The following is a 12,500-nucleotide window of genomic DNA, read 5'->3' on the forward strand; positions in this document are numbered from 1 at the left end:
CTTTGCTTCACCTCCTATTCCATGTACTGCCGATGCCGACGCTCCATCGCAAACAGAGCTAGAACAACCAGCAGTATACTGACAAACATCAAGGATGCCGCTGCGGTTAGTTTCTGAATGTCGAGTGATATGAACATATTGTTCATATAGTGCTGCATCATGTAAATACTGTCATGGGGATAGTCGCCTGCAATCAGATACGTTTCCCGAAACACTTTAAATGAGTTAATAATGGACATAATCACTACAAAAAACATCGTTGAAGTCAGATAAACCAGTGTAACACTCCCAAATTGCCGTAAACGACCTGCACCTTCAATACGAGCCGTTTCATAGTAATCCTTCGGTATTTGCTGAAGCCCGGCAAGGAATAAGATAACGTTGTAACCTATGTTCTTCCATATATAGACCATAATCACGACTATACGTGCCGATTCGGATTTCATCCAATCCACCCGTCCGTATCCGAAACTATCCAGCCAGGCGTTAAGGGACCCATTCCAATCAAAAAGGATCTGCCAAATCATGATGATCGAGGCGGCGGGCACAACAAGCGGCATCACATAAGCTGTTCGAAGCCATTTTTGAATATAGACATTTTTATGCAGAAGCATCGCGAGCCCCAATGACAGCAGGATCATAAGTGGAACACTGATCGTACTGAAGTATAACGTGTTGGAAGCTGCTTTGAGGAAAGAAGCACTTCCGAGCAGCTCACGATAATTATCGAGTCCCACAAAATGACCGTCTACCGAATGGCTCATAAACGAATAATACACGCCCATGGCAAACGGGATAAGGTAAAAGAGTGCAAATCCGATGCCGCTTGGCACAAGGAAGAACATGGCCGCCGAAGCATCCTTACGGAGCCATTTATTCATGGTTTTCTAAATTCCTCCTTTCACTGTTAACTTTAGTCTTTCATTCTGTTTCCTGTTTTGCCTCCCTTTCCACTCATTTTAGAAAAGAGTGTTTAAGAAAATAGTGGTAAGATATTAAAAAATTCTAAAGTTTATTACTGATTTTGCGGTTTCGTGAACAGCTTAACGAATTAAAGGGAAAATAACGATTAGATACGCCTAATAGGCATTTGGTAGAAGTTCTTGCACCGCAGCATCACTTTACTTTTTTTCTATTCTTATTTCATCTAGGCATGCATTTTTTCAATGCATAATGATACAGAAAAAAACCTCAGCCGGGTTAACCGAGCTGAGGTTTTTTTAACTTTCTAGCAGGTCTCGCGTATGCTTTATTTAATAACTTCAACCTTTTTATCCCCTGCTGACTTCGCTACTTCTAACGTTGTTGTACCTTGAATAGCGACTATTACGCCAGTAGCCAGCATAGAAACGATTAAAGCTGCACTGAGTGCTGTGGACATTTTCTTCTTGACCCTAATCATACCTCCTATATTTATTATGTAATAAGCGGCTCAAGACGATGACGAGCCGAGGTTTTCCATTTGGAGTCTCATCCCATCATCTCCACCCCTACAGCAGTTCAAAATGAAGTTGAGTCTCAGGTAACTCCGTATTTCCTTTCCACTGATTCTCACCGTATCCCAATTCCAGAACCGCAGCAATGCGCTCGTTACTCAGTACACCAAACATTTCAGTACGGCTCGGGTCGTACATCCAGTCATGCAAGGAACAACGCACGCCCAGACTTTGCTCATGAGCCAGCAAGCGGAAATTCTGAATTAGGCAGCAGACAGCCGCAAAGTCTTCTTCTCGCTTATGTTGATCCGCCTCTTCCTTCACCAAGACCAGAAGATATGCAGGGGCAGGCCCCTGTAATCCCTGCATGATGTCCCCATACCGGTTATCGGCAAAGATGAATCGCCACGGCTCTCGGAGGCCATCATTTGGCGCCCATACGGCATGATTGAGCATTTCAAGGATTAGATCCTGCGATACCGGTTGTTCCAAAAACTCACTCGGACCGTCCATGTCTCCTTCCAGATCTGACAATTTCATTTTCATATCCTCCTCTTCTATGTAGACTGTCCTCGCAATACGGTCCACTTTTGCTCGGCTGGTGTCCTTTTCCGACTTCTTGGCGCTTTGTCGTAATATCCTATATGAAGAATCCCAACAAATCTTTCATCCTCACGTAAGCCAATACCATTGAAGAACCCTTCATGCTGAATCATGGACTCTGTATCCCACAACATGCCTAACCCTCGTTCCCAGCCCAGCAGTTGGAAGCTCTGCATCACCCCGCAGGCAGCCGCATAATTACGGTCATTGGTCAGACGATTCGGTCCTACAGTGGACATAACAATGACGTGGGCAGGAATATCGGTAAATCTCTTTTTAAAAACATCCAGAAGTTTCCCGGGAATCAGCTTGCCGAGCTTGCTCTGTGACATCTGTTCCAGCATGCAGTCCACCAACCGTTTGCGCGCTTCCGGCGTTCCGGCATATACTACACGCCACGAGCCAGACTCAACAAATGGTTGAAGCCGTATAGCCTTACGCAGTAATTCTACAATTAACTCCTGGTCCACCGGCGTAGAGTTACATTTACGAATACTCCTGCGCTCCCTGATCAATTCCGCCAGACTCAAATGTTTCACTCTCCTTTGTTCTATCTGGATTCAATATTTATACTGCTGTCTTGAAGAAATTGATGGATTACTTTTAGCTCCGTTTCCGAATATTTGTCGAGAGTACGATAGAAGCGCTCTGCTTCATGTATATGCAGACGTTCATGCAGTTCAAAGATTTTTTTGCCTTGCGGTGACAACCGGAAATAGCTCTCCTTTTTGTTGTCATTCATTTTCGTACGTTTGACGAATCCTTCTTCCAGCAGTTTGTTGCCAATTTTGGTGATACTTGCTTTGGACAAATTCATCGCCTCGGCAATACCCGTGTTGTTAATGGGCTCATGCTTGCCAATGCAATCTATCATATGAACCGCGGTCAAATGCTGAGGGATTTTCTCGATGCTTTCTCGCTGGGCGATACTTAGGAAATGCTCGATTTCTGTATCCTTGTGGTTCTCATACACATGTAAAAAACGGATAAATTGGTCATAAAGCAACTGTTTTGTTCGATCTTTTGAGATCATTCTTTGATCGCTCCTTATTTACTTGTAAACAAAAATATCAATTTTAAAAATGGGGTGTTTCTGAATAAATTCTTATATTTAGTTTACTGGTTAACAATATATCATGGATGATAATTCTTATCAACTATATATTCTGGCATTACAACACTACTCGATAATCAGAGACCTGCCTTGAACGGATTATCTTTTAAGCTGCTCGTTAGTTAATAAAAAACAGCCGATCACGCTGATCGGCTGTCTTCTTAAACTTGGGTTATTGGACTCAGTATCATTCTCTCTACTTAAATTATACCGTTATTTTTTATTTTTTTATAGACTGTTTTTTTTGAAATTCCTACACTATACTGCTAAATACAATACTAAAAAAGAGGTGGATCAGTATGGATGACAAAAAAGTGATCATAGATCAAGGTCCTTTTTTTCATGGTACAAAAGCAGAACTGCAAATTGGTGATTTATTAGAACCACAGTTCTTATCAAATTACCAAGAGAAAAATTCTAACCATATATACTTTACTGCAACATTAAATGCTGCCAAATGGGGTGCTGAATTGGCAAGATCTAATGCAAAAGAAAGAATCTACATTGTAGAACCATTAGGAGATTTTGAAAGTGATCCAAACGTAACTGATAAAAGGTTTCCTGGAAACCCAACACGTTCATATCGATCTAAATCGCCACTTAAAATAGTAGCTGAATTAGCTTCATGGGAAAGACACACTGAAGAAGAGATTAATCACATGATTACATCTTTGAGAAAACTAAGTGAAGAAGGAAAAAATATAATATATGATTGATTCCTCTCGTTAAAAGAAAAAAGCCGCTATAATAGCGACTTGAATAGAACAATGTTCCTGTCCCGCGGCACTTCTTTATTGGAATATCTATGAGATATGCCATCATGCAATAAATTTTAATTACTTCGTTAATATCCATTTTTGTCGATCAAGTGATGGATTCAGTTCATTTAGGAAGAGTTCGGTCCCATCTTCCGATACTTCTAATGCTTTTTGATGATGAGCTGAAGTAATATGAACTGATCCGTCTTTGTTCTCGTGAAGGACCCAACGCTGGTTATTGTACCCTAAGTAATGATACAGCTGAAGTTTGTTTTGCCCTATATCCAGATCAAGCGTCTGACCGCCCGTAGTACGAATCGAATACGAATCTGCTTCGTCGCCTGTCGGAACAAATACCCACTTCTGGACGGAAGCCGCACTTGCATCCTGCAAGGTAACGGGCTCCCCGTTGACAAGGTTCACTGTATAAATGGATTTCTGTGTTACGGTATTTACAAGGCTGGACTTGGTGATGTTTGCAGGTTCATCGTTGCTGACATTGACGTTCTGATAAGATGCGGAGCCGCCAAATACATGGAGTCCAAAGTGGCCTTCTGCAAAAGTACCATCCATGATATCTATGACTTTTTGACTGTCCACGTGAACAACAATATGCGGACCATTCGCTTCTATTTTCACCTTATACGTTTGACCTGGCTGAATGAAAGATGGTACTTTTGCAAGAACCTGCCGTTCTTCAAATCCTCCATTGATTTTATAGAACAGACGGATTGCCTTCATGTTAGGGTCTAGATTCAGATAATAACCACTGCGACCATCTTCGCTAGCCCTGAACAAAATAGAACCTGCCCCTCCTGTTTCACTGAGCATCATGTCTGCTTCATACGTAAAATTCCCAGCCTTCTCTTTGGCAATATAATTCGCATCGCTAAAATATTTACCACGAATCCCATGTTCACTAACTAACCATGAAGCAGCAGACAGATCTTTAGTCCATCCACTGAGGTTTGTCCGGAACTCGCCACCTATGACTTTAACGAGCACACTAGTGGAAGTTTTACCATTCGGAGTAGATACAGTGACTGTGGACTCCCCTTCTTTTTTTGCCTTAATAACTGCGTGTGAGTTGTCTGCCAAGTCTATGGTTATTACTTCGTTATTACTGGAATTCCACTTAAGCGGTTGAACGCCTAAACCTGGTCCGTACTCAACCATCGCCTGCAGTGTATCCGACTCGCCTACCCCCAGTTCCCGAACACTCGTATCCATCTTTATTTGAGCTTTTGAAGGAATGTCCTCATTCCAGACAGATTCAAGTTGATGCACTTTCAAGGAAACAACGTTCACATTCCCACCTTTTACGTAAAAACTCATTGCTCTACTAGCAGGATCCGGAAATATAACATCTGAAAAGACGACTTTGCCGTCGTTACCAAAGGCTTCAAGGGAAGACTCATCCACAAGAATACGCATCTTGATCCGATTATTCTCCATTTGCATAGGTGCTTCATGTTTCTTACTGAAAAGGTTAGAAAAATCCGTTTCGCCCGATGCAGTTCGGTCCACAAACATACGACTATCGCTTGCCTTATAACCCACGACCGTCTTCTGATCTGCACCCTCACGAATGTTAAAGCCAAACTCGGTCACTGTGCTGGTTTCAGGGATTTCAATTTCAGCTTCAATTTCGTAAGCACCTGAAATAATACCTTTTAGCAGATTCCCGGAAGAAGGGCTCACCGACTTGTTAGAAGCAGAATACAAAGGTTTACGCAGTGATTCCAATTCTTTGATTGGACTTTGCACCATACGAATTCCATCTTCGGTCGTTACCAATGATACTTCTCTCGGGATGGTTAGTTCACCTTTCCAATTGGACGTTGGGAAAGCGAACGGATAGTCCCAATTCGTCATCCACGCCATCATCACTGTGCGATGATCAGGCATGTTAGCGAAAGACATCGAAGCGTAAAATTCTTTACCAAAATCTGTTCTTAGCACCTTACCCGCCGGATTATCGTTCACGAATTTACCATCAGCTGTTAAATGACCGATAAAATACTCGGCATCTGATCCGCCTGTTTTGGGATTCGCTCCTGTACTGATCATCAGAACCCACTTCTTCTGTGACGTTCCGTCTACCGGAAGCTGGAACAAATCAGGGCATTCCCATACGCCTCCGCGGACGTAATCCCCATATCCCCAATTATCTGTCAATGTCCAGTCAAGTAAATTCGTTGAGGTGTAGAAACGAATATGATCTCCTCCGGACACAACCATAACCCAGCGGTTATTCTCGTCATCACGGATCACTTTCGGATCGCGAAAATCCCAATTCCCAACTTCATTTCCGCTCTTACCTGGGTTCTCGATCACAATCGGGCGCTCCTTCGAATACTCCCAAGTACGGCCTAGGTCTTTACTGTAGGCCAAACCTATACGCTGGTTCCCATTTGGGCTATCCGGATTAAAGGAAGTGTAGTATGCAATAAGGCCCTTGCCTCCTGAATCTCCGAATAAACCAGATGCATTTGTCATATCCGCAACAGCCGACCCAGACCAGACATGTCCGTGATCATTCCAGGGAAGTGCAATCGGAAGCCGTTTCCAGTTCAGCATATCTTTACTTACCGCATGCGCCCATGTTCCCCCATCCTGATGGAAGAGATGATATTCTCCTTCGAAGTAGACAAGTCCATTCGGATCACTCGCTGAACCACGTATTGGTGTGTAGTGATATTGTGGACGATATATCTCATTGTAATATTGGCTCTGTTCTGTCACATAAGTATCCTGAAAGTAAGCCGTTCCCTTTTTTACGACGATTCCAGTACTTCCACTTCTGTAGGTTGAATCTTTCACGTCAATCGCGGCCGTAGTGTACCCGTCCAGGAAGACCTGAATTCGATCTCCCTTTGCCTTGATTTCCACATGATGTTTGGCTCCCATCTGACTCGGATAAGTACGTTGCGAACTTGCAATCACTGTTCCTTTTGTATTCGTCAAACTTACACGGACCTGATCTCCTTCCTTCGTAAGAGTAGCTTCATATCCTTCAGCTCCATCGCTTGAAGATCGAAATGCGAGAGCTGCAATAGAATCAGGACGAAGGGTAATATTCCCTTCATAGACCATATCAGTTGCCTCTTTATTATAGATTTGCTGTGCTTTGCTCTCCTGTTCTACCGTCCCTCTTTTTCCGTTGATATCAGGCTGCCATTTTCCCTTGTTAGAAAGCACCGTACCCAAATTACCTTTCAGATCGCTCACCACGATGTTCGAAAACAAGGCGGATCCATCCCATACATGGAGTCCAAGCTTACCGCTTTGATACGAAATGTCTTGAACATCAATTAATGGTTTATATTGATTGCCCCAATATACTTTTAGCGAGGAACCCACTGCCTTCACTTTGAGATGATAGATTTGCCCCATTTCAACAGAAACTTTACGCTCCTCCTTTAATCTCCCATCTCCATTTCTTGAATCTCTTAACCGAATCAGACCTGCGTCCGGAACGATTTGCAGCATGTACGAGCTAAAGCCATCCTCATTAGATCGAAACAACAATGTTGCATCTGCCTTCGTATCCCTGATCATGACATCAGCTTCATAGATAAAATCATCGGACACTGTCTCTGAGATGGCCATTACATTTTCTTTAGGCTGTGAAGTTAGCAAGATTCCTTCTGAAGTATTCTCTAATCCTCCTTTTCCTTTCAAATGCCAGCCTATCAGATTGGTATTTGATTTGGATGCGCTTTCAAAAATATCAAGCTCCTCCTTTGTCTGTTTATTTGTTTCCTGATCAGCGAGTACAGCACTAGACGCAATTGATTTAGATGTAAAAATACCGTTTGAAGTCAGAGTTAATCCCGTTGCCATCAGAAGACATATTGCGAATTTAGATTTATCGTTCATTCCATACCCTCTTTTCTAATAGAATCGTAAAAGGTGTCTAAAAAATACATTCCTTCTTAACAAAATAATCCACTCGTTTTCATTTGTCAAAGTTTTTTTGGATAAATGAACATTTAGTCATATATTAATATCTATTTAAGTTTACATTTGCACAATTTATGACTGATTATTTGAAAATAACAACTTTTATTTAAGTTGATCTAATCATTTCTTTATTTTTTAAAAACAAAATGATTACAAATGTAAATTAAAGATGGCTGTTGAAAAGCGCTTATTCGGCAGTCAGTGCATCTCCTTGATTTTGAATTCGAATGTTGCAATTAGTAGGGCACGTACAATCAAAAGTTTACATCTAGGTTTCTCTTTAATTTGTTCGACAAAATATCGTTAGTATTATAAACCCAATAAAAGCACAATTTTTTATGTATTAATCCTGCGTTACATTCTCGATTTCATGCTCATCGAATGAATTATTGGATTATGGTCTTGTCCTTGGCTCGGGACAAGAACTTGTACCGCTAAAATAAAAAAGCCGCTATATTAGCGACTTCAATGGAACTATGCTCTTGCCCCACGACATTACTTGGATTTGCACTATTCTTAGACAGCTTGCAAAATTTGTTTCGATATATTCCATGGCACTATTCATAATGATAAGGGTTCATCGCGATAGCTGAAGCGGTAAGTTTTGGTACAGTTCACTGTGTCATCGTAGGAAAACTTCTTTTCGAAAGCTGAAGAACCATTTTAAAAGAATTGAGGGCGCTTACCATCAGCGCCCTCGCCGGGCTGTTCGTACGATTCCATCTACAACCGTTTCAAACAATGGTGCCGGCAGATCATGTCCCATGCCATTAAGTAACATAAATTCTGCACCAGAGATGGATTGAGCCGTATCTTGTCCGCATGCTGGCACAAACATAGGGTCTTCCACCCCGTGGATTACTAAAGATGGAACCTTCACTTTTGCAAGTTGTGGACGACGGTCTCCAGAAACTGCAATAGCTGCAATTTGCCGCCCAATACTCCCCGGATCATAAGCTCGCCGAACCTCTTCTCGAATCATTAAACGATATTCGTTCTCTTCAAATGGATAACCCGTACCCGCAATACGTGTGGCAAAAGCTACACTATGAGCTAAGTACATAGCTTCATCCTTCATCGGGTTTGGTGCTGGCCGAGTCATTAACGCCATTACATCAGGCGATGTTGGTGGAAGTTCGGGATTTCCTGTTGTTGACATGATGGAAGTAAGCGAGAGAACCCGCTCCGGATATCGGCTGGCAACAAGCTGGGCAATTATGCCGCCCATCGAACGTCCAACGACATGTGCATTTTTTATCCCCAGGGCATCTAACAATCCAATTGTATCATCAGACATGTCATCAAGTGTGTATGGAATAACCGGGAGTTGTCCCGACATGAGTGTTTTAGCAAGTGCTTCAAAATCCAATGTGTCGTGATGGCTAAAGTGTGTGGATAAACCCGTGTCCCGATTGTCAAAACGAATTACTCTATATCCCCGGGTCGCCAGCATTTCACAAAATGGAACGGTCCAACGGATCATCTGGGTACCGAGCCCCGCAATCAACAGAATGGTTTCATCCGTTTCGCTGCCATAACTGTCATAGGCGAGTTCTATGCCGTTGGCTCTTAACATATTCATTGTTATGTTCTCCTTACACTTAATTTTATGGTAACTCTGTTATGGGCAATGGTCGAGAATCTTCAATGGCGGCAGTTCGCCGTCCAGTCCCTTCCAAGTAGGATACATGATTTGAAAAGGCCAGGAACGACGCTGTGTTGCTCTGACGAACATGACAAAATCCCAATGTTCAGTTTCGGGACCAGTTTTAGTCGGTTCAATGTAACGAGATGATTCAGTCACGTTACATACCCCACTTTCCTTCTTTATCTGCTGTTGTGAACGTCGTTTAAGTGGTTATTAACTCTCTTCCTGTATGAATGCACCCTTGGCTAAAGTCTTAATATAGTCTCTGATATCGGGTGTCCAATCATCAATTAATCCGTAAAAGTGATCTTTATTCCCGGCATACAGTGCTCTCAAAGCCTCCTCATATTGAGGGAAATCGCCCGCCATTGCAGTCATAAAATGATAACTTGCTTCTTGTGCGGCGCGAACTTTACTTTCGTTCTCTCCCAAGCGGCGAGCTTCATCAACCAGTTTTCGCAGCGTTACGGAGGCTCCTCCGGGTTGAGCTTTAAGCCAGTCCCAATGTCGAGGAAGCAAAGTAACTTCACCGGACACCACTCCCAGCTTAGGACGGCCAACCCTGCGAGAGGGTTGTTCATTTTCTTTCGTATCCGATATATGTCCAGCCTGGCTGTTTAACCGCTCAAGCACCTCAGCTGTTTTTCCACGAAAATCAATATCTAGTGGTTTACCCGTCAAATCGTCAAAAATAAGCAGTTGTACGAACTTACTGTCCTCCAAGGTATCTTTTACGATTCCGACAACGTAATCTAAAGTGCCTTTGGCAAAACAATCTTTCTCTAAAAAAGCAGTACAGCTTATTTGAGCAGGTGAAGCCTCCATGTTATACCTCCTTTTTCTTCCTTGCCCAATAATTATACCCGGGTAAAAAGATAAAATCAATATTACCCGGGTATAATTATTTTGTGTTAAGTTTTAATATTACAAATAGTCTGTGCTGTAAAATCCTAGTCTCGTTCAGCTCATTACAAAAGGCAGCCTGCTGGAGGCGGTATCAAGCCATACAGAAAGCTATTATCTGACGAAGTATGACACCTATGAAGATCTTCACAGCGCGGTTAAGCGGTACGTGCGCTACTATAACAACTACCGTTACACAGAGCGTTTGGGCGGTATGTCACCGAACGAATACCGAAGAGCAGCATAATAAAATGCCTTAGCACGTCATCCGAGCCAAGGCATCTCAATGAAACCATTATTTTGTTTTTTTAACTGTCAACTTGACAGGGAGTAGTTCATAATCGACTGTTTTCTTGGTTTTATTGGACTAACGTTTCCCGTTAGCTCGGTTTTGATATTTTAAAGAAACGTAAATAATTCAATTTCTAAGGTTCGCCCTTTCTCTTCTATCACCAGTAGAAGGATTTTTCTGTACCCAGAGAGTATCATATACGCTGCTTATAGTCAGATTTTTTAGAAAAGATCCAGGTGGCAATCAACATCACACAAGCCACCAATATACCCGACTCACCCGTCCATAGGAAGACATTTTCTCCTTTTGTTGACTCGTCAAATGCATCTTGAATGATGGCATTCCAGGAAGCGTGAAGCAGAATTGCGGGCCAAATGCTGCCTGTGCTCAATCGCAGGTGACTAATTATGAAGTTAAAAGAACTGATGGTAATCAGGAACAGTACAATGGACAAGGCGAGTGACGGTCCCGAATAATAGTTCCCTAGCAGAATGGCCGGAATATGCCACGCTCCCCAGATCAAACCGCTTGTTAAAATGGGTTTAGGCACTCTCGCTTTGATGAGTCTGGTGAGCATGTATCCCCTCCATCCCAACTCTTCTCCCGCGCTGCTGATCACACCGATGGCCGTGCCTACGAACATTTGGTAGATAATAGATAGTACAAGGCTGACAATAAAGACATCTCCTGACTTCACATAGTCCACTAACCCCGTAACCCAGGCGAATCCGTAAGCACATAAACCAATGATAACCGGTAATAGCAACACAAATGGGATGGCCTTTAAGGTTCGTTTTCCTCCGATCCGCAGTGAAATATCCGAAAATCCTTCATGCAGTACTAAACGGGCAAATATGGAGGATAGGCCAGGTGCCCACATGAGCAGCAGACCAAACACGGGTGATACGTTTAAGGCCAGAACATAGCTGATAATCGTTAATGGAATCAGCATAGCGAAAAAAACGAATAACCCTTTCCTTGATGATTGAATCGTGCTTCCGTCCTCGGAGTTCTTTTTTCTGTCTTTTATCATATATGTACTCAATTCATACCACTCCTTTAAGTATATGTATTCCGATTAGGAGTTTAACACTGTGTTAGAATTCGCGAAACAAACCTGAGCCTAGCACCCAATCGAGACTTTAGTCTAGTTAGAATAAGACTGGAGACGGATATAGGGTCACTGATAATAAGGATGGTAAGAACTGAACTAAACGTATACATATCTAAGCGTCAAATGGTATTGGACGAAAACGTATGTTAAGCTGCCCCCTCTTTCTCTCACGCCAAAAACGCTAGTAAATAGCTTGGGTGAGGCATTCCGCAATTGGCTGAATGAGATTCATTGGAAGGCGTTTGGAATACGAAAAAAACGCTGTTTAAGGGGCTTGTTTCAGTACAAGTACGACTGGATTTTCAAAATAGAAAATTTGCACATCAACATCTATCCGCAATCGGTACAAGTTCTTGTCCTTAGCCCAGGACCCGAACATGTACCGATAAAACAAAAAAAGTCGCTAAAATAGCGACTTTAATTGGAATATGTTCTTGTCCCGCTACAGGTTAATTAATGTCTTGCTTTCATTTAATAACTTCAACCTTTTTATCCCCTGCTGACTTCGCTACCTCTAACGTTGTTTTACCTTCAATAGCGACGATCACGCCAGTAGCCAGCATAGAAACGATTAAAGCTGCACTGATGGCTGTCGAAATTTTCTTCTTGACCATAACCATACCTCCGATATCTATTATGTTGTAATAAGCGGCTCAAGAATATGAC

General features: G+C 42.4%; 13 protein-coding genes. 2 read left to right on the forward strand and 11 right to left on the reverse strand.

What is annotated here, in order from left to right; genetic code table 11:
* Nucleotides 1-14: 14 nt before the first annotated feature.
* From IFU39_RS04540 to IFU39_RS04560, 5 genes are all read right to left on the reverse strand, one after another.
* Nucleotides 15-881, reverse strand: a complete 867-nt coding sequence (locus tag IFU39_RS04540) for a carbohydrate ABC transporter permease (RefSeq protein ID WP_105598870.1) — start codon at nt 879-881, stop codon at nt 15-17.
* A gap of 368 nt (nt 882-1,249) precedes the next feature.
* Nucleotides 1,250-1,402 carry a hypothetical protein gene (locus IFU39_RS04545; RefSeq protein ID WP_179198702.1) on the reverse strand — a complete coding sequence of 51 codons (153 nt, stop codon included), beginning with the start codon at nt 1,400-1,402 and terminating at the stop codon, nt 1,250-1,252.
* Between the two features lie 88 nt (nt 1,403-1,490).
* Nucleotides 1,491-1,976, reverse strand: a complete 486-nt coding sequence (locus tag IFU39_RS04550; protein WP_105598869.1) for a hypothetical protein — start codon at nt 1,974-1,976, stop codon at nt 1,491-1,493.
* Nucleotides 1,977-1,993: 17 nt separating this feature from the next.
* Nucleotides 1,994-2,569, reverse strand: a complete 576-nt coding sequence (locus IFU39_RS04555) for a nitroreductase family protein (protein ID WP_091020995.1) — start codon at nt 2,567-2,569, stop codon at nt 1,994-1,996.
* A 20-nt stretch (nt 2,570-2,589) separates the two neighbouring features.
* On the reverse strand, nt 2,590-3,072 hold the full coding sequence (locus IFU39_RS04560) for a MarR family transcriptional regulator (protein WP_017688279.1): 483 nt from the start codon (nt 3,070-3,072) through the stop codon (nt 2,590-2,592).
* A gap of 380 nt (nt 3,073-3,452) precedes the next feature.
* Here IFU39_RS04560 and arr point away from each other — a divergent pair, with 380 nt between their 5' ends.
* Nucleotides 3,453-3,869, forward strand: coding sequence for an NAD(+)--rifampin ADP-ribosyltransferase (gene arr / locus IFU39_RS04565; RefSeq protein ID WP_105598868.1), 417 nt, complete (start codon nt 3,453-3,455; stop codon nt 3,867-3,869).
* Between the two features lie 120 nt (nt 3,870-3,989).
* Here arr and IFU39_RS04570 read toward each other — a convergent pair whose 3' ends face one another.
* The 4 genes from IFU39_RS04570 to IFU39_RS04585 all read right to left on the reverse strand — a co-directional run bounded on the left by IFU39_RS04570 (nt 3,990) and on the right by IFU39_RS04585 (nt 10,350).
* Nucleotides 3,990-7,793, reverse strand: a complete 3,804-nt coding sequence (locus IFU39_RS04570) for a GH32 C-terminal domain-containing protein (RefSeq protein WP_105598867.1) — start codon at nt 7,791-7,793, stop codon at nt 3,990-3,992.
* Between the two features lie 772 nt (nt 7,794-8,565).
* Entirely contained in the window at nt 8,566-9,459 is an 894-nt protein-coding gene (locus IFU39_RS04575; protein ID WP_105598866.1) for an alpha/beta fold hydrolase, read from the reverse strand.
* A gap of 39 nt (nt 9,460-9,498) precedes the next feature.
* Nucleotides 9,499-9,681, reverse strand: a complete 183-nt coding sequence (locus IFU39_RS04580; RefSeq protein ID WP_223199700.1) for a hypothetical protein — start codon at nt 9,679-9,681, stop codon at nt 9,499-9,501.
* Between the two features lie 57 nt (nt 9,682-9,738).
* Nucleotides 9,739-10,350 (reverse strand): DUF2239 family protein, encoded by a 612-nt coding sequence (locus IFU39_RS04585; RefSeq protein WP_091020991.1) that lies wholly within the window; start codon nt 10,348-10,350, stop codon nt 9,739-9,741.
* 160 nt (nt 10,351-10,510) lie between these two features.
* Between IFU39_RS04585 and IFU39_RS33555 the strand changes: the two genes are divergently transcribed.
* Nucleotides 10,511-10,675 carry an IS3 family transposase gene (locus IFU39_RS33555; RefSeq protein WP_223199993.1) on the forward strand — a complete coding sequence of 55 codons (165 nt, stop codon included), beginning with the start codon at nt 10,511-10,513 and terminating at the stop codon, nt 10,673-10,675.
* 238 nt (nt 10,676-10,913) lie between these two features.
* Here IFU39_RS33555 and IFU39_RS04595 read toward each other — a convergent pair whose 3' ends face one another.
* The gene (locus IFU39_RS04595; protein WP_181155428.1) at nt 10,914-11,672 is read right to left on the reverse strand and encodes a CPBP family intramembrane glutamic endopeptidase; all 759 of its coding nucleotides are present in this window, start codon (nt 11,670-11,672) and stop codon (nt 10,914-10,916) included.
* Between the two features lie 629 nt (nt 11,673-12,301).
* On the reverse strand, nt 12,302-12,448 hold the full coding sequence (locus IFU39_RS04600; RefSeq protein WP_165789879.1) for a hypothetical protein: 147 nt from the start codon (nt 12,446-12,448) through the stop codon (nt 12,302-12,304).
* Nucleotides 12,449-12,500: the final 52 nt, after the last annotated feature.

The organism is Paenibacillus sp. CFBP 13594 (genome assembly GCF_014842675.1).
Taxonomy (GTDB): Bacteria; Bacillota; Bacilli; order Paenibacillales; family Paenibacillaceae; genus Paenibacillus; species Paenibacillus amylolyticus_B.